The sequence below is a fragment of the Aquicoccus porphyridii genome, from assembly GCF_008369105.1.
Lineage (GTDB): Bacteria > Pseudomonadota > Alphaproteobacteria > Rhodobacterales > Rhodobacteraceae > Aquicoccus > Aquicoccus porphyridii.
This window is the reverse complement of sequence record NZ_VINQ01000001.1, coordinates 323638-341632: the sequence shown is the minus strand read 5'-3', so window position 1 is coordinate 341632 and position 17995 is coordinate 323638. Positions and strand designations below refer to the sequence as shown.

General features: G+C 63.8%; 17 protein-coding genes and 1 pseudogene. 9 read left to right on the top strand and 9 right to left on the bottom strand.

The window, feature by feature from the left end:
- Positions 1-48 precede the first annotated feature (48 nt).
- Entirely contained in the window at positions 49-1269 is a 1221-nt protein-coding gene (locus FLO80_RS01690) for an acyl-CoA dehydrogenase (protein WP_111362064.1), read from the bottom strand.
- 106 nt (positions 1270-1375) lie between these two features.
- Here FLO80_RS01690 and FLO80_RS01685 point away from each other — a divergent pair, with 106 nt between their 5' ends.
- Positions 1376-2284 (top strand): LysR substrate-binding domain-containing protein, encoded by a 909-nt coding sequence (locus FLO80_RS01685; RefSeq protein WP_111362065.1) that lies wholly within the window; start codon positions 1376-1378, stop codon positions 2282-2284.
- Positions 2285-2546: 262 nt separating this feature from the next.
- On the opposite strand, the gene phoB is transcribed toward FLO80_RS01685, so the two are convergent.
- From phoB to FLO80_RS01655, 6 genes are all read right to left on the bottom strand, one after another.
- The gene (gene phoB, locus FLO80_RS01680; protein ID WP_111362066.1) at positions 2547-3236 is read right to left on the bottom strand and encodes a phosphate regulon transcriptional regulator PhoB; all 690 of its coding nucleotides are present in this window, start codon (positions 3234-3236) and stop codon (positions 2547-2549) included.
- A 4-nt stretch (positions 3237-3240) separates the two neighbouring features.
- Positions 3241-3960, bottom strand: a complete 720-nt coding sequence (gene phoU / locus FLO80_RS01675; RefSeq protein ID WP_111362067.1) for a phosphate signaling complex protein PhoU — start codon at positions 3958-3960, stop codon at positions 3241-3243.
- Positions 3961-4267: 307 nt separating this feature from the next.
- Positions 4268-5311: a sensor histidine kinase gene (locus FLO80_RS01670; RefSeq protein ID WP_111362068.1), complete on the bottom strand. Its 1044-nt coding sequence runs from the start codon at positions 5309-5311 to the stop codon at positions 4268-4270.
- A gap of 30 nt (positions 5312-5341) precedes the next feature.
- On the bottom strand, positions 5342-5866 hold the full coding sequence (locus FLO80_RS01665) for a gamma carbonic anhydrase family protein (RefSeq protein WP_111362069.1): 525 nt from the start codon (positions 5864-5866) through the stop codon (positions 5342-5344).
- Positions 5863-6507, bottom strand: coding sequence for a guanylate kinase (gene gmk / locus FLO80_RS01660; protein WP_111362070.1), 645 nt, complete (start codon positions 6505-6507; stop codon positions 5863-5865). The genes FLO80_RS01665 and gmk overlap by 4 nt, the downstream gene beginning before the upstream one ends.
- Positions 6508-6511: 4 nt before the next feature.
- Positions 6512-7402: a YicC/YloC family endoribonuclease gene (locus FLO80_RS01655; RefSeq protein WP_246156512.1), complete on the bottom strand. Its 891-nt coding sequence runs from the start codon at positions 7400-7402 to the stop codon at positions 6512-6514.
- Positions 7403-7640: 238 nt separating this feature from the next.
- Here FLO80_RS01655 and FLO80_RS01650 point away from each other — a divergent pair, with 238 nt between their 5' ends.
- Positions 7641-8315, top strand: coding sequence for a PAS domain-containing protein (locus FLO80_RS01650; protein ID WP_246156510.1), 675 nt, complete (start codon positions 7641-7643; stop codon positions 8313-8315).
- 109 nt (positions 8316-8424) lie between these two features.
- Here FLO80_RS01650 and FLO80_RS01645 read toward each other — a convergent pair whose 3' ends face one another.
- Positions 8425-9798, bottom strand: a complete 1374-nt coding sequence (locus FLO80_RS01645; protein WP_111362073.1) for a class II 3-deoxy-7-phosphoheptulonate synthase — start codon at positions 9796-9798, stop codon at positions 8425-8427.
- A 188-nt stretch (positions 9799-9986) separates the two neighbouring features.
- Here FLO80_RS01645 and FLO80_RS01640 point away from each other — a divergent pair, with 188 nt between their 5' ends.
- The gene (locus FLO80_RS01640) at positions 9987-10991 is read left to right on the top strand and encodes a GlxA family transcriptional regulator (protein WP_188078187.1); all 1005 of its coding nucleotides are present in this window, start codon (positions 9987-9989) and stop codon (positions 10989-10991) included.
- A 36-nt stretch (positions 10992-11027) separates the two neighbouring features.
- On the opposite strand, the pseudogene FLO80_RS01635 reads toward FLO80_RS01640, so the two are convergent.
- Positions 11028-12105: pseudogene (locus FLO80_RS01635) on the bottom strand (PQQ-dependent sugar dehydrogenase).
- Between the two features lie 208 nt (positions 12106-12313).
- Here FLO80_RS01635 and FLO80_RS01630 point away from each other — a divergent pair.
- The 6 genes from FLO80_RS01630 (at position 12314) to FLO80_RS01605 (ending at position 17989) form a co-directional block, all read left to right on the top strand.
- Positions 12314-13510, top strand: a complete 1197-nt coding sequence (locus FLO80_RS01630) for an ABC transporter substrate-binding protein (RefSeq protein ID WP_111362075.1) — start codon at positions 12314-12316, stop codon at positions 13508-13510.
- A 101-nt stretch (positions 13511-13611) separates the two neighbouring features.
- Complete coding sequence (locus FLO80_RS01625; RefSeq protein WP_111362076.1) at positions 13612-14400, top strand: ABC transporter ATP-binding protein; 789 nt, start codon at positions 13612-13614, stop codon at positions 14398-14400.
- A complete protein-coding gene (locus tag FLO80_RS01620; protein ID WP_111362077.1) occupies positions 14397-15233 on the top strand; it encodes an ABC transporter ATP-binding protein in 837 nt (278 codons plus the stop codon). The genes FLO80_RS01625 and FLO80_RS01620 overlap by 4 nt, the downstream gene beginning before the upstream one ends.
- A gap of 5 nt (positions 15234-15238) precedes the next feature.
- Positions 15239-15565: a hypothetical protein gene (locus tag FLO80_RS01615; RefSeq protein WP_111362078.1), complete on the top strand. Its 327-nt coding sequence runs from the start codon at positions 15239-15241 to the stop codon at positions 15563-15565.
- A gap of 112 nt (positions 15566-15677) precedes the next feature.
- Positions 15678-16688, top strand: coding sequence for a branched-chain amino acid ABC transporter permease (locus FLO80_RS01610; protein ID WP_111362079.1), 1011 nt, complete (start codon positions 15678-15680; stop codon positions 16686-16688).
- Positions 16685-17989, top strand: a complete 1305-nt coding sequence (locus FLO80_RS01605) for a branched-chain amino acid ABC transporter permease (protein WP_111362080.1) — start codon at positions 16685-16687, stop codon at positions 17987-17989. Before FLO80_RS01610 ends, FLO80_RS01605 begins: the two co-directional genes overlap by 4 nt.
- Positions 17990-17995 lie beyond the last annotated feature (6 nt).

Below are 17995 nucleotides of genomic sequence, written 5' to 3'. Positions count from 1 at the left end.
CCGGTTTCCAACCCTTTGAAAACCGGCCTTCTAAAGAGCGCAGGGTTATCAGAAGAAGGCCTGCAATCCTGTCTGCGCGCGGCCAAGGATCAAGGCATGAACATCATGCGTGCCCTCATAGGTGTTAACCGTTTCGAGATTGATCATGTGGCGGATGACGTGGAATTCGAGGCTGATCCCGTTTCCGCCATGCATGTCGCGGGCCATGCGTGCAATATCGAGCGCCTTGCCGACGTTGTTGCGTTTGACGATCGAGATCATCTCGGGTGCGGCATTGGCTTCATCCATCAGCCGCCCGACACGGAGCGATGCCTGAAGCCCGAGTGCGATTTCGGTTTGCATGTCGGCCAGTTTCTTCTGAAACAGTTGGGTTTGCGCCAGTGGCCGCTTGAACTGATGCCGATCGAGCCCGTATTGCCGCGCGGCGTGCCAACAGGCTTCGGCGGCGCCAATCGCGCCCCAGCTGATCCCGTAGCGGGCCCTGTTGAGGCAGCCGAAGGGGCCTTTGAGGCCTTCGACGTGGGGTAGCAGGGCGTCTTCGCCGACTTCGACACCATCCATGACGATTTCGCCGGTGATCGAGGCGCGCAGGCTCATCTTGTTCATGATTTTCGGGGCGCTGAGACCCTTCGCGCCCTTCTCGAGGACAAAGCCGCGGATCTTGCCGTCATGGGCCTCGGATTTGGCCCAGACCACGAAAACATCCGCGATGGGTGCGTTGGAAATCCACATCTTTGAGCCGGTAAGCCTATAGCCGCCTTCGGTTTTCTCGGCCCTTGTCTTCATGCCCGCCGGGTCGGAGCCGGCATCGGGTTCGGTCAGGCCGAAACAACCGATCCATTCGCCGGAGGCCAGCTTGGGCAGGTATTTCTGGCGCTGCTCTTCCGAGCCATAGGCATAGATCGGATACATCACCAGCGAGCTTTGCACGCTCATCATCGACCGATAACCGGAATCGACGCGCTCGACCTCGCGCGCGACCAGGCCGTAGGTCACGTAACCGGCGGATAATCCACCATATTCCTCGGGTGTCGTGGTGCCGAGCAGGCCCATCTCGCCCATTTCGCGAAAGATGTCGGGGTCGGTCTCTTCGGTGGCGAATGCCGCTGTCACGCGCGGCAACAGCTTTTCCTGCGCATAGGCACGGGCGCTGTCGCGGATCATCCGTTCTTCTTCGGTCAACTGATCTTCGAGGCGGAACGGGTCGTCCCAGGTGAATTGACCAAGGTTAGGGGCATCCTTGGCGCGCAGGGCGGGTTTGTCGAGCATGATCGGGTCTCCATCGAACGGTGGGTTTGAGATTGATTAAGTTTACCTTGAGAAAACCGCATGATAAATCGACTAATCCGCATAGTTACATGAGATATGGGAATAGATGATCGCACCACGAAGATTCCTGCCCTCGGTCCCTGCCCTGCAAGCGCTTGAAGCGGTCGAGCGGCTGGGCAGCGCGACGGCGGCGGCGGAAGAGCTTGCCCTGACCCAAAGCGCGGTGTCGCGCCAGTTGCAGGCACTTGAGGCGCAGCTTGGGGTGCCGCTGCTCAATCGTGCCCGCAAGCGGCTGGCGCTGACCTCGGCGGGTGCGCGCTATGCGGCCGAGATCAGGGGCGCGCTGCAACAGATCGCGCAAGCCTCGCTTCGCTTGCAGACGGATATGGGCGGCGGCGCGGTGAACCTTGCCATCCTGCCAAGTTTCGGGATGCGCTGGCTCGTGCCGCGACTGCCGGGCTTTGCCAAGGCCTATCCCGACATCACGATCAATATGACCACCCGTCTTGAGCAGTTCAACTTTGCCGCGCAACCTTTTGATGCAGCGATTACTTTTGGCGATGGAGAGTGGTCGGGAACGGACAAGCTCCTGCTGGCGCGGGAATATGTGCTACCGGTCGCCCTGCCCTCGCTTGTCGCCGGTCAGACGCTGCGTGGGCCGCAAGACCTGCAACGGTTTCCGCTGTTGCATATCCAGACGCGGCCCCGGGCCTGGACGGAATGGTTTGGCGCCCACGGCGTTGAGACGCCGCATGTGACCGGCACCTATTACGATCAGTTCACCACGATGATCCAGGCGGTTCTGCACGGGTTGGGGGTGGCGCTTTTGCCGGATTACCTGATCGGTCAGGAGCTGTCCGATGGGCGGCTTGTCAGCGCCTATGGCGGGCCGACCGAGAGCCGCGGGGCCTATTGGCTGGTCTGGCCGGAGGACAAGACCGCGGACCCTGCCCTGCGTCAATTTCGCGACTGGTTGCGCGATGAGGTCGAGGGCGAGGACATGCTGCCGCGTTAACCCCATCCATGAGCGTTCCGCATGTTAATTTCTTAACGCATGGCGGGAACCGGGGGGTGATCCGCGTATGACTCCCGGCTGCTGCCCGGCTGCCGGGCGACACGTTAACCTTTGGTCGGCACAGGTCTTGCCCGGGCGCGCGCGGGGTTTCGAAAGCGGTAAGGGTTTCACATCACTATGGCGGTCTTCGATTCGGGCGCAACGCGGAGGCCCCGGGTCAGGCCCGGGGCGGGGGTGTTCCGAAATCCGGGGTTGGCCCCCCCTACCCCAGCGCGTAACCGGCGCCGCGCACGGTGCGCACCGGGTCGGCCCCGCCATGGCGCGTCAGCGCCTTGCGCAGGCGACCGATATGCACATCGACCGTGCGGGTGTCGACATAGATGTCACGCCCCCAGACCCGGTCGAGCAATTGTTCGCGGCTCCAGACGCGGCCCGGTTTTTCCATGAACGTCGCAAGCAGGCGAAACTCGGTCGGGCCGAGCTTCAACGACTTGCCATCGCGTGTCACGCGGTGGGTTTCACTGTCGAGCACGATATCCTCGAACGACAGTTGAATGCCGACCGTCGAGGGGCGGACGCGGCGGAGTTGGGTGCGGACGCGGGCCATCAGTTCGATCACCGAGTATGGTTTGATGACATAATCGTCGGCGCCGGTCTCCAATCCCCGGACCCTGTCAACTTCTTCCGAGCGGGCCGACAGCATGATGACCGGAATATTGCGCGTCTCGGGTCGTATCTTGAGTCGGCGGCAGATCTCGATCCCCGAGATGTTGGGCAGCATCCAGTCGAGCAGGATGATGTCGGGGGATTCTTCATCCACCATCACCATCGCCTCTTCTCCGTCGCCCGCCCGGGCGACGCGGAAACCTTCGGCCTCGAGGTTATAGGCCAGCACTTCACGCTGTGCCGGTTCGTCCTCGACCAGAAGTACGGTGGGCTGTTCTGACGACATCGGATCAGTCCCCTTCCGTGATGGACGCATCGGTGGATGTGCGATCCGCCTTCTGGCGGTCCTCGTCGGGGAATTCGCCGGTGACGAGATAGACCACCTGTTCGGCGATGGATGTGACGTGATCGCCCATGCGTTCGGTGTTCTTGGCGATGAAATGCAAATGCATGCAGGGCGTGATCTTGCGCGGGTCTTCCATCATGAAGGTGATGAATTCGCGGAACAGCGCATTGTAGAGCTGGTCGATGTCGCGGTCGCGGCGGATCACGTCCATGGCCAGTTCGGCGTCGCGTTGAACATAGGCGTCGAGCGCGTCCTTGAGCATGAGTTGCACGTCGCGCGCCATGCGCTTGAGCGAGACATTGGCCCCTTCGATCGGCGCCATCTCGACGAGGACGCTGGTGCGCTTGGCCATGTTCTTGGCGTAATCGCCGATCCGTTCGAGGTTGCCGGCGATCTTCATCACGCTCAGCACCAGCCTGAGATCGGTGGCGGTCGGGGCGCGCAGCGCGATGACGCGGGCGGCATCGTCGTTGATCTGCTCTTCGAGATCGTCGATGGCACTGTCGCGCCGGCGCACTTTGCGGGCCAGTTCCTCGTCGCGCGCGGCAAGGCTGTCGGCGGCGTCGAGAATGGCCTGTTCGACCAGCCCGCCCATTTTCATGATCCGGGCCTGAATCGTTTCAAGGTCGCGGTCAAAGGCTGCGACGATGTGTTCGTTGGTCATCGTTAACTCCTTGGGGGCAGTTGAAGCCGATGCGTCATGAGGCGGTATCCGGTTTGGTATCTACCTGCACGGTTTCGCCTGGCATCACAAGTTTGCCCAAGCCCAAGGGACCCGGCAGGCCCGCCATGACCCGCGCGCGGCGAACCGCTCGGGTTGGCGGATCGGATGGGATGGTTCACATGGATCAAGCAAGACACCTGTTCGTCGTGGTTGCGCCGCCTCTGACCGGTGGCCCCGCGCCGTCCTAGCCCCGGCGTGCAAATCTTCTGTGACACTCATGTAACGAATACATGACAGTCACAGGATCTCAGGCCGCGGCGGGAAGGGTCACGGTGAAGGTGCTGCCCTGCCCCGGCACGCTCTCGACCCGCAAGCGACCGCGGTGGCGGCTTACGATATGCTTGACGATGGCAAGGCCGAGCCCGGTGCCGCCGACCTGTCGCGAGCGGTGCGAATCGACCCGGTAGAAGCGTTCGGTGAGCCGCGGGATATGGATCGGGTCGATGCCCTGGCCCTTGTCGCGCACCGAAAGCACCACCGCCGGGGCGCGCAGCGCCGCATCGCGCGGCGACGCGGCCAGCGACAGCGTCACCACGCCCCCTGCCCCGCCATACTTGATCGCGTTCTCGACGAGGTTCGAGATCAGCTGCCTGAGCTGGTCCTCGTCTCCGGGGACGATATTGGCCTCTGGCGGGATCTCGGCCGTCAGCGTCACGTCGGTTTCGCGGGCCACGGGATCGAGGCCATGCAACACCGAGCGCGCCAGCGCGGCGAGATCGACCTCTTCGGCCGGGCGCACCCGTTCCTGCGCTTCGACGCGGCTGAGCGAGAGCAGGTCCTTGACCAGGCGCTCCATCCGCTCGGCCTCGGCCTGCATGATCCCGAGGAACCGGTCCTGTGCGGCGGGGTCGTTCTTGGCGGGGCCGCGCAGGGTTTCGATGAAGCCCATGAGCGCGGTAAGCGGCGTGCGCAGCTCGTGGCTGACATTGGCGACGAAATCGCGGCGCATCTGGCCGGCGGCCTCGAGATCGGAAACGTCGTGAAAGCTGACCAGGACGCCCCGGATATCGCCGCTGTCGATCCAGCCGCATTTGACCACGTAGGTGGTATCGCGCCCGCCGTCGCGCGACAGGAACCGGGTTTCGCGCCGGGTCTCGTTCTGCGCGCAGGTTTCGATCGCGTCGAGCAGGTCGGGCTGACGCAGGGCGGTGACGTAATGCCGCCCGATCGCGTGTTCGCCAAGGATTGAGAGTGCGCCCGCGTTCGCCCCCGCGATCCGATCCTGCGCATCGACCAGAAGCGCGGCCAGCGGCAGCGCATCGAGCAGGTTCCGGGTGGGCGTGTTTGTCATGATCTCACCACGGGCGGGCGGGGGCTCGGGTCAGCCAACCGGCGTCAGGCCCGCGCGAAACCGGCGCATGTTGTCCTGGTAATGCTGGGCGCTGGCCTTGAGCATGGCCTTGGCCGGGCCGTCGAGTTGCCGGATCACCCGGCCCGGCGCGCCCATGACAAGGCTGCCGTCGGGGATCTCCTTGTTCTCGGCGATGAGCGCCCCGGCCCCGATCAGGCAGCCGGAGCCGATCTTCGCCCCGTTGAGGATGGTTGCACCCATGCCGATCAGGCTGCCATCGCCGATGGTGCAGCCATGCAGCATGACCTTGTGCCCGATGGTGCAATCGGTCCCGATGGTCAGCGGATAGCCCATGTCGGTATGAAAGACGCAGTTTTCCTGCACGTTCGAGCCCGCGCCGACCACGATGGGTTCGTTGTCGCCCCTGAGCGTCGCGCCGAACCAGACCGATGCGCCCTCTTCGAGCGTGATCCGGCCGATGAGGTTGGCATCGGGGGCCACCCATGTATCTTGGTGGCATTGCGGCGCATGGCCATCGAGCGCGTAAAGGGTCATTCTTGCATCTCCTCGAATTCGGTCTGAAGCCGGCGCACATGATCGACCAGCATGGGCTGCTGGGTCCGGCGCAGGCGGGTGGCGGTGACGATGCCCTTGAGATCGGCGGCGGTGCGGTCGAGATCGTCGTTGATCAGCACGTAATCATAGCTGCCCCAGTGCGAAATCTCGTCCCAGCTTTTCTGCATCCGGCGGGCGATCACTTCGGGCGCGTCCTGGCCGCGGCCGACCAGGCGGCGGTGCAGTTCGCGGATCGACGGTGGAAGCAGAAAGATCGAGAGCGTGTTGGGCGCGAGGCTTGAATTGCGGATCTGCTGTGCGCCCTGCCAGTCGATGTCAAAGAGCACATCGCACCCCGCCTCGATCGCCGTTTCGACGGGTTTGCGCGGCGAGCCGTAGAAATTACCGAAGACATGGGCGTGTTCAAGCATGTTGTCCGCCGCCACGTCGCGTTTGAACGCCTCTTCGGACATGAAGTGGTAATCGGTGCCGTCCACCTCGCCCGCGCGGGGCTGTCGCGTGGTGGCCGAGACCGAGAAACGGATCGTCGTATCCCAGGCGCGCAGGCGTTTGGAGAGGGTGGATTTGCCCGCGCCCGAGGGCGAGGACAGGATGATGAGAAGGCCGCGTCGGTTGGTCATCGGGTCACTCCACGTTCTGAACCTGTTCGCGCAACTGGTCGATCACCGCCTTGAGTTCGAGCCCGACCGCGGTGAGCGCCTTGTGCTGGGACTTGGAACAGAGCGTGTTGGCCTCGCGGTTGAATTCCTGGGTCAGGAAATCGAGCTTGCGCCCGACCGCGCCCTCGGCGCTCAGAAGATCGCGCGCGGCGCCGACATGGGCCCGCAGGCGGTCAAGCTCTTCGGTGATGTCGGCCTTGACCGAGATCAGCGCCAGTTCCTGTGCGACGCGGTCGGCGTCGGCCCCGGCAGCATTGTCGAGCACGCGGGAGAGGTTGTGGCGCAGCGCCTCGGTCATGTCGGCGCGGCGGCTGTCGGCCAGCGCGGCGGCCTCGGCGGTCAGGGCCTCGATTCGGTCGATCTGGGCCATCAGCACCTCGTGCAGCGCGCGGCCTTCGGCGGCGCGCATGGCAAGGAAATCGGCCAGGAGCGGCTCGAACGCCTTGAGCAGGGTGTCGCGCAGGGCGGTGGTGTCTTCGTCGCCGCCCGATTGTTCGAGCACGCCGCGCTGGGCCAGCAGATCGGCGGCGCGCGACGGCGCGAGGTCGATCCCGCGGGCAAGCGCGCGGGCCTCGATCATGGCCAGCGCATCGAGCACCGCGTCGAGCTGGGCGGTATTGACCGAAAGCGTGGCGTGTTCGTCCTCGCGCATGAGGCGGAGCGAGAGCGAGACCGAGCCGCGCGTGATCGCCGCGCCCATCCGGGCGCGCAACCCCGCTTCGAGACCGGCGATCCAGTCGGGCACACGCAGGCGCAGGTCAAGTCCCTTGGCGTTGACGCTGCGCAGCTCCCATGCCCAGCCATGGGCGCCGGATTGGCCCTTGGCCGAGGCGAAGCCGGTCATCGAGTATATCACATGCGCTCCTTCGCGTTGTTTTTTGCCCCTGATGCCACCGCACCCGCCCGGGGGCAAGCCGTTGCGTGCCTTCGCGGCGGGATGCCGGGGCGGTTTCGGGGTTAACCAAATCCTTACATTGCGCACGCAATTTGCATCAATCCATGGCACATTAAGACATCGGTAATCATTCTGACCACAAGGTTGACACGGCTGGCGTGCCCCGGGTCAGGGCCATTTTGACGATTGGGGATGTGACATGCGAGTTCGTGAAAAGACAGGCGGGAACGTGATCGACATGACGGGGTTGGTGACAGATAACCGGTTCCGGTCGCTGACCGAGGTGGAAGCCTATTGGGAAGGGTTGCGCATGGGTGACGCGGTGCCACGGCGCGCGGATATCGACCCGCGGGGGATCGAGAACGCGCTGGAATATGCCTTTGTCCTCGAACGGATCGCACCCGGGCTGGCCCGTTTGCGGATCGCGGGGATGCATCTCAATGACCTGATGGGGATGGAGATGCGCGGCATGCCGATCAGCGCGATGGTGCAGCCGACGGGGCGGACCGGGTTCGCGCGAACGCTCGAAGCGGTGATGTCGCGGCCCGCGGTGGCGCGGATCACGCTGAGCGCGCAGACCGGTATCGGAAAACCGTCGCTCGACGGGCGGATGCTGCTCTTGCCGCTGCTCAGCGACATGGGCGAGATCACCCGGGTTCTGGGTTGTTTCGAGACCCATGGCCAGATCGGGCGCGCGCCGCGCCGGTTCAGCGTGACGCAAACCGATCTGCGCAACCTGCCGGGTCAGGGATCGCGAAAGGCTTTGCCGCCACAGCGCGCAGAGGCCGGTTTCGCCGAGGGGCAACGCCGGTTCGACCGACCCCGGCCCGGCTTGCGTCCGGGTTACCTGCGACTGGTGAAGAGCGACGGTTGAACGCGCGTTCAAGCCGTCCGGACCGGGAAAGCCGGGTCGTTTCGGGTTTCAACGGACTCGAAAATGCGGCGGGCGACCCGGGGCAGCGCGCCCCGGGCCGTGCATCCTGTCATCCGACCCGGGCCGTGGTTTGCCCGGCTTCGCGCAATGCGGTGAGTTCCTCGGCGACGAGAAAGGCCAGTTCGAGCGATTGCGACGCGTTGAGCCGCGGATCGCAGGCGGTGTGGTAGCGGTCGGCGAGCGTGTCGTCGGTCACCGCGCGCACCCCGCCGGTGCATTCGGTCACGTCCTGCCCGGTCATCTCGAAATGCACGCCGCCCGGCACCGTGCCTTCGGCCTTGTGAGCGGCGAAGAATTCGCGCACTTCGCGCAGCACCAGATCGAAGGGCCGGGTTTTCAGGCCGCTGGCCGATTTGATCGTGTTGCCATGCATCGGATCGCAAACCCAGGTGACATTGGCGCCCTCTTCCTCGACCGCCTTGATCAGGCGCGGCAGGTGTTCGCCCACCTTGCCCGCGCCAAAGCGCGTGATCAGGGTGAGGCGCCCGGCCTCGTTCGCGGGGTTGAGCTTGGCCATCAGGTGCTTGAGGTCGTCCACCTCCATCGTGGGGCCGCATTTGAGGCCGATGGGGTTGAGCACACCGCTCAGAAACTCGACATGCGCGCCATCGGGCTGGCGGGTGCGATCACCGATCCAGAGCATGTGACCCGACCCGGCCAGCCAGTTGCCGGAGGTCGAATCCACCCGGGTCAGCGCCTCTTCGTATTCCAGCAGAAGCGACTCGTGACTGGTGTAGAAGTTGACCGTGTGCAGCGCCGCGGAGCGGTTCGAGTCGACGCCCGCCGCCTTCATGAAATCGAGCGTGTCGGAGATGCGGTTGGCCATCTCGCGATAGCGCGCGGCATTCTCGGCCTCGGTGAAGCCCAGCGTCCAGCTATGAACCTGGTGGACATCGGCATAGCCGCCGGTCGAGAAGGCGCGCAGGAGGTTGAGCGTCGCGGCCGATTGGGTATAGGCCTGCAACATCTTCGCGGGATCGGGAATGCGCGCCTCGGGCGTGAAATCAAGCTCGTTGATGATATCGCCGCGATAGCTCGGGAGTTCGACGCCCTCGATCACCTCGGTGGGGGCGCTGCGCGGTTTGGCGAATTGCCCGGCCATGCGCCCGACCTTGATCACCGGCACCTTGGCGCCATAGGTCAGCACCATGGCCATTTGCAGCATGACCTTGAACGTGTCGCGGATCGCATCGGCCGAAAACTGTTCGAAGCTTTCGGCGCAATCGCCGCCCTGAAGCATGAACGCCTCGCCGCGCGAGGCGGCACCGAGCTGTTCCGTGAGGCGCCGCGCCTCGCCGGCGAAGACGAGTGGCGGATACTGGCCGAGCTGGGCTTCGACGGCCTGCAACTCGGCTTGATCCGTGTAATCCGGCATCTGGATGCGCGGCTTGCTGCGCCAGCCGGATTTTGTCCAGTCACTCATTGTCTCTCTCCGGGTGTCTTGCATTCTGGACCCCCCATATACAGAACCCGACAGGCGCTGACCATATCCGAATCGCCCCCTCTTGACGCGGCGTCCCCTGTCTGCCCATGTGAACATGAGCGACAGGATTTGCCGTTTCCCGAATGTGGCCCCGCGCGCAGGGTGGAGACAATGAAAGAGACACGTTGATGGACGACCCACGCCAGACGATAAAGGTCGAGAACGCACCTTCAAAACCGCGGCGCTTTATTTTCGTGCTGCTGGACCAGTTCACGCTTTTGTCCTTCGCCTCGGCGATCGAGGCGATCCGGATCGCCAACCGGATGTCGGGGCGGCAGCTTTACGAATGGAGGCTGGCCGGTGAAGGCGGTGAGATGGTGTCATGCTCGGCCGGGACCAGCTTTGCGCTCGACATGGATCTCACCGAAGTCACCCGCGACGACACGATCCTGATCTGTGGCGGGATGCGCATCCAGTCGGCGACGACCAAGAAGCTCCTGTCATGGCTCCGACGCGAGGCCCGCAAGGGGCCGGTGATCGGCGGGCTTTGCACCGCGGGCTATTCGCTGGCCAAGGCCGGGCTTCTGGACGGCAAGCGCGCGACGATCCACTGGGAGAACCAGGACAGCTTTACCGAGGAATTCGACGAGGTGAATCTGACCAAGTCGGTTTTCGTGGTCGATGGCAACCGGATGACCACCGCCGGGGGCACCTCGTCCATCGACCTCATGCTCAAGATCATTGCCGACGATCATGGCGAGGAACTGGCCAATGCGGTGGCTGACCAGTTGATCTATTCCTCGATCCGCACCGATCAGGACACGCAACGGCTTTCGGTGCCGACGCGGATCGGGGTCAGGCACCCGAAACTGAGCCAGGTCATCCAGAAGATGGAACAGAATATCGAAGAGCCGATCAGCCCGTCGATCCTCGCCCGGGAGGTGGGCATGAGCACGCGGCAATTGGAACGCCTGTTCCGCCGTTACCTCAACCGCTCGCCCAAGCGTTATTACATGGAACTGCGGCTGCAAAAGGCGCGCAACCTGTTGATGCAGACCGATATGAGCGTGATCAACGTGGCGCTGGCCTGTGGCTTTGCCTCGCCCAGCCATTTCTCGAAATGCTATCGCGCGCATTACGATACCACGCCCTATCGCGAGCGGGGCAGCCACGCGACGCGGCTGTCGATCTGACGGGTGCGGGTGTTTCCTATCAGACGCGACACGAAACTAGCGTGGTCGCAGCCGGTAGATCGTGCCATTACCTTCGGAGACGATCCAGAGCGCGCCGTCAGGCCCCTCGCGCAGGTCGCGCACGCGCCCGGTTTCGCGGCCCTTGATCTGCCCGGTCTGGCGCTTGGCCCCGGGGGTCAAAACCGCGATGTGATCGAATTTGAGTGACCCGATGAAGTGATGCCCGCGCGCGGGGGGCCAGCCCTTGCCGGAATGGACCACCATGCCCGAGGGGGGCGATCGACGGGTCCCAGTAGAAGGCGGGTTGTTCCATGCCCGGCTTGGCCGTGCCCTCGCCGATCTTGGCACCGGAATAGTGGCGGCCATAGGAAATGACCGGCCAGCCGTAATTGGCGCCACGTCGAATCAGGTTCACCTCGTCGCCGCCGCGCGCGCCATGTTCGTTGACCCAGAGCCGCCCGTCGGGAGCGAGCGCCGCGCCCTGCGGGTTGCGGTGGCCATAGGACCAGATTTCGGGCCGCGCGCCCGCCTGCCCCACGAAGGGGTTGTTGGATGGAATGCGCCCATCGCGCGTGACGCGGATCACGCTGCCATTATGGCGCGCGAGATCCTGTGCCGACGGCCGATCGCCCCGGTCGCCGATGGTGAGAAACACCGTGCCATCCGGCGCCTCGACGATCCGGCCGCCGAAATGCCGCCCGCCGGATGATCCGGGCGTCATTTCAAAGATCACCCGCAGATCGCGCAGCCGGGTTCCGTCAAGCCGCGCCACGGCGAGCGCCGTGCCCTGCCCGCCGCGCTGGCGTTTGGCGAAACTCAGGAACACCGTGCCGCTTCGGGCAAAATCGCGGGCGACGGCGATGTCGAGCAGACCGCCCTGCCCGCGCGCGGCAACGTCTGGCAGGCCGGTGACCTGGCGACGGCTGCCATCGGGGGCGAGCCGCCACAACCGCCCGGCCCGTTCGGTGACGAGCATGTGCCCGTCGGGCAGAAACCCGAGAGACCAGGGCACGCGGAATCCTTCGGCCACGGATTCGATCAGCGCAGGCCCGAGCGGCGTGTCGATGCGGCGTGGTTCGGCCCCCGCGGGAATCGCGCCTGCCAGCAGGGACATGACGCCAAGAACGGCAAACAGAAAACGCATGAGAACCTCCTTTGCCGGGGCGATCCTAGCACGCTCGTCGCTGGCGTCTGCCAACGTTCACGTGAGCGAAACAATCGACCGGGAATTGCCCTGCCTCAAGTCGGGTTAAAGCTTTTCTTTTGAGTTCACCCGGAATAGGGTTCGCATCGGACTTATCGTTCCAACATGGGAGAAAATCATGAAGAAACTGATTGCTACAACCGCAGCGACGGCGCTGCTTGCTGGTGTGGCGAATGCCGAAGAGATCAAGATCGGCGTGCTTCTGGGCTTTACCGGTCCGATTGAATCGACCGTCGCGCATATGGGCCCTGCGGCCCATCTGGCGATCAAGGAAGTCAGCGACAGCGGGCTTCTGCTGGACGGCTCGACCGTGGTCGGCGTGAACGGCGACACCACCTGTATCGATTCCGCGGCCGCGACGGCCGCTGCCGAACGCCTGATCACCTCGGACGGGGTCAAGGGCATCGTCGGTGGCGACTGCTCGGGCGTAACCGGCGCGGTGCTCAACAACGTGGCGCTGCCCAACGGGGTCGTGATGATCTCGCCTTCGGCCACCTCGCCGGCGCTGAGCCACCGCAACAACGAGGATAACGGGCTGTTCTTCCGCACCGCGCCTTCGGATGCGCGCCAGGGTGTCGTGATGGCCGAAATCCTGATGGAGGAAGGCATCGACGAAGTCGCCGTGACCTATACCAACAACGACTACGGCAAGGGTCTCGCCGACAGTTTCCAGGCCGCGTTCGAAGAGATCGGCGGCGCGGTGACGATGACCGCGGCGCATGAAGACGGCAAGGCCGACTATTCGGCCGAAGTCGGTGCGCTTGCCTCGGCTGGCGGTCAGCGCCTGGTGGTTGCGGGTTATGTCGACCAGGGCGGTGCCGGGATCGTGCGCGCGGCGCTCGACACGGGTGCGTTCGACACGTTCCACTTCCCCGACGGCATGATGTCGGATGCGCTGGTCGAGAATTTCGGTTCCGAGATCAACGGATCGACCGGGCAACACCCCAGCCCCACAGCCGAACTGGTCGAGCGGTTCAAGGAAGTCGCGGCTGCATCCGGCGGCGACTGGGAGCCGACCACGCCGTTCACGCCGGAAAGCTATGACGCAGCGGCGCTGATCCTGCTGGCCATGCAGGCGGCAGGAACCTCCGATCCGAACGTCTACAAGGATCACATCATGGACGTGGCCAACGCCCCGGGCGAGCCGATCCAGGCCGGTGAGCTTGCCAAGGCGCTGGAGATTCTCGCCGATGGCGGCGATGTCGACTATGTCGGCGGCACCGGTGTCGAGCTGATCGAACCCGGCGAGGCCGCGGGTCTCTACCGCCAGGTCCTGATCAAGGACGGTGAGAACACGACGGTTCAGTTCCGCTGAACGCGCCGCGATAACCAACAGCATGCGGCCCTGCCTTGGCGGGGCCGTATGCCACGATAAACCGGCGGCAAACGCCGGACACCTCCGGGGAGAGGTCATACATGATAACCGTTGACGACGTGCACAAGCATTTCGGCGGGTTCCATGCCGTGGATGGGGCGACGCTCGAAATTGTCGAAGGGTCAATTACCGGGCTGATCGGTCCGAACGGCGCAGGAAAAACCACTCTTTTCAACGTGATCGCGGGCGTTCTTGAACCAACGTCCGGGCGCGTGACCATGTCAGGCGAAGACATTACCGGCCTGCCGCCGCATACGCTTTTCCACAAGGGGCTGCTCAGAACCTTCCAGATTGCGCATGAGTTCAGGTCAATGACCTGTCGCGAGAACCTCATGATGGTGCCGGGCGACCAGTCGGGGGAGCGGCTCTGGAATACGTGGTTCGGGCGCAGGCGCATCGCCGAGGAAGAACGCGCGCTGCGCGCCAAGGCCGACGAGGTGCTGGAATTTCTCACCATCGAGCACCTGGCCGACCAACGCGCGGACGAGGTGTCGGGTGGGCAGAAGAAACTGCTCGAACTTGGCCGGACGATGATGGTCGGTGCGAAGATCGTCTTTCTCGACGAGGTTGGCGCCGGGGTGAACCGGACACTGCTCAACACCATCGGCGATGCGATCATCCGGTTGAACAAGGAACGCAATTATACGTTCGTGGTGATCGAGCATGACATGGATTTCATCGACAAGCTCTGTGATCCGGTGATCTGCATGGCCGAGGGCAAGGTTCTGGCCCAGGGGTCGCTGGCCGAGATCAAGGCCAATGAACAGGTGATCGAGGCCTATCTCGGCACCGGATTGAAGAACAAGGCAAAGGCGGGGGTCGAAGCATGAGCAATGGCAGCAACCCCTATCGCAGCGACCGCGGCAACAAGGATCGCAGCATCACCAATCCGCATGGCGTGGGTGAAATCCCGTTGCGCGACAGCGGCAAGACGTCCCGGGTCGAAGGCGAGAACCCGTTTCTGATCGGCGAAAAGATGACCGGCGGTTACGCCAAGAACGCGCCCGATATCCTGCATGAATGCACCATCGCGGTGAACCCCGGCGAGATCGCGGTGATCGTGGGGCCCAACGGGGCCGGGAAGTCCACCGCGATGAAGGCGGTTTTCGGGATGCTCGACCTGCGCGAGGGGCGGGTTCTGCTCGATGGCGAGGATATCTCGGCGCTTTCACCACAGGACCGGGTGGCAAAGGGCATGGGGTTCGTGCCCCAGACCAACAATATCTTCACCTCGCTCACGGTCGAGGAAAACCTTGAAATGGGGGCGTTCATCCGGCGCGACGATATTTCCGACACCATGGCGCAGGTCTATGACCTGTTTCCCATCCTCAAGGAAAAGCGCAACCAGGCGGCGGGCGAATTATCGGGGGGACAGCGTCAACAGGTTGCCGTGGGCCGGTCGCTGATGACCCGGCCCAAGGTCCTGATGCTGGACGAGCCGACCGCCGGGGTCAGCCCGATCGTGATGGACGAGCTGTTTGACCGGATCATCGAGGTCGCCCGCACCGGGTTGCCGGTGCTGATGGTCGAGCAGAACGCGCGCCAGGCGCTCGGGATCGCGGATCGCGGTTTCGTTCTGGTGCAGGGGCGCAACGGGCATACCGGAACCGGCAAGGAATTACTGGCCGATCCCGAAGTCCGGGCGAGTTTCCTCGGCGGATGAGATACATGACGGTCATATCTGTCGCATTCATCGCCACGCAGGCGCAGGGCTATCCTTGCGTCTTCGAGACCGAATGCTTCGAGGATGAGAGCTGCATTTCAGCCGATTTCCGTGTCGAGGTGGATATTGCCGACCAGGCGATCATGACCGAGTTCGGCGATCTGGTGATCGTCGCGGTCAAGGAAACCGGGCGCCTGACCACGATGTTCGCCACCGGCGAGGGGTCGGAATACATGCTGTCGCTCACGCCACGGGGCGCACGCATGACCAGCCATGCCAATGACGGGCCGCAGGTCATCTCGTATCTCGGGCGCTGCGAGGGGGCATTCTGATGCACATCCCGATGCCCGTTCGACAACGAGAAGGCGCGCGGCGCGCGCGCAACAACAAACCCAAGACCCGCACGGCCATGCCGCAAAGCGGGCAGACAAGGGAAGGAAGCCGATGGACATCCTGAACGCATTGATCGTGCTGGCCAATTTCGTTCTGGTTCCGGCCATAACCTATGGCAGCCAGCTGGCGCTTGGGGCGCTGGGGGTGACGATGATCTATGGAATCCTGCGGTTCTCGAATTTCGCCCATGGCGATTCGATGGCCATGGGCACCATGGTCGCGATCCTGCTGACCTGGTTGTTCCAGTCGATGGGGATCAGCGCCGGGCCACTGCCCACCGCCCTGCTCGCCCTGCCTTTTGCCATTGCCGCGACCATCGTGTTCCTGCTCGTCACGGACAGGTTGGTCTATCGGTTCTACCGGCGGCAAAAGGCCAAGCCGATCATATTCGTCATGGCATCCCTGGGGGTCATGTTCGTTTACAATGGCCTTGTGCGTTTTGTCCTCGGGCCGGATGACCACCGCTTTACCGATGGCGAACGCTTCATCATCTCGGTGCGAGATTTCAAGGCGCTGACCGGTATGAGCGAAGGGCTTGCCATCCGCACCACGCAGGGACTCACCGTGATCACCGCGGTGATCGTCGTCGCGGCGCTGTTCTGGTTCCTCGGGCGCACCCGCACGGGCAAGTCGATGCGGGCCTATTCCGACAACGAGGACCTTGCGCTTCTCTCGGGCATCAATCCCGAGCGGGTGGTGATGTATACTTGGATGATCGTGGCCGGGCTCATCACCATTGCCGGGGTGCTTTACGGGCTGGACAAGAGTTTCAAGCCGTTCACCTATTTCCAGCTTCTGCTGCCGATCTTTGCCAGCGCCATCGTCGGTGGCCTGGGCAGTCCGCTCGGCGCCATCGCGGGCGGGTTCATCATCGCGTTTTCCGAGGTGACGATCACCTATGCGTGGAAGCGCGTGCTGACCTATGCGTTACCGGATGACCTTGCGCCATCCGGGCTCGTCCAGTTGCTTTCGACGGATTACAAATTCGCGGTCAGCTTCATGATCCTGGTGATCGTGCTGCTGTTCCGGCCCACCGGTATCTTCAGGGGGAAATCGGTATGAGCGAGACAATGAAAAACACGCTTCTGTTCGCGGCCGTTGCGGGGCTCATCATTCTCACCGGCTTCATGCAAAGCTGGAACTCGGCCCTGTTCATCATCAACATGGGGCTGATCAGCGCGATCATGGCGCTCGGGGTCAACCTGCAATGGGGCTTTGCGGGGCTGTTCAATGTCGGGGTCATGGGGTTTGTCGCGCTGGGCGGTCTGGCCGTGGTCCTGGTGTCGATGCCACCGGTGGGCGACGCATGGGCCGCGGGGGGCGCGCAGGTGCTCATCGGTCTGGTCCTTGGCGGCGCGACCATCGCGGGTGGGGTCGTGATCTATCAGAAGATGGCGCCGGGACGGGCGCGCACGCTGGCCATGATTGCCACGCTCGGGGTGGGCTTTTTCGTCTATCGCTTTGTTTTCGACGCGGGTGTCGAAGCCATCGAGGCGGTCAACCCGGCGGGCACCGGCTATCTCGGGGGGCTGGGCCTTCCGGTGCTGCTGGCCTGGCCGGTGGGCGGGTTGCTGGCGGCCGGGGCGGCGTGGTTCATCGGCAAGACCGCGCTGGGCCTGCGCTCGGACTACCTTGCCATTGCCACGCTGGGGATCGCCGAGATCGTCATCGCGGTTCTCAAGAACGAGGACTGGCTGTCGCGCGGGGTCAAGAACGTGGCCGGCCTGCCCCGCCCGGTGCCCAATGAGATCGACCTGCAACAAGATCCCGGTTTCGTTGCGCGGGCCGAGGGGCTGGGCATTGATCCGGTGATCGCATCGTCGCTTTATGTCAAGCTCGGCTATGCATTCCTTTTCCTGGTCGTTCTGGTGATTGTCCTCTGGCTGGCACAGCGCGCGCTGCATTCCCCATGGGGCCGGATGATGCGCGCGATTCGCGATAACGAGATCGCGGCCGAAGCGATGGGCAAGGACGTCACCGCGCGGCATTTGCAGGTCTTCATCCTGGGCAGCGCGATCTGCGGCATGGCGGGGGCGATGATGACCACGCTGGACGGGCAGTTGACGCCGAGTTCCTACCAACCGCTGCGCTTTACCTTCCTGGTCTGGGTGATGGTGATCGTCGGCGGATCGGGCAACAACCTTGGCTCGGTCCTGGGCGGGTTCCTGATCTGGTTCCTATGGGTGCAGGTCGAGCCGATCGGCCATTGGTTGATGAGCGTGATGACCTATAGCCTGGCCGAGGACAACGCGCTGCGCCTTCACCTGCTTGAATCGGCGGCGCATATGCGGCTTTTGACCATGGGCCTCATCCTGCTTCTGGTGCTGAGGTTCAGCCCGCGCGGCCTGATACCCGAGAAATGACCGAGT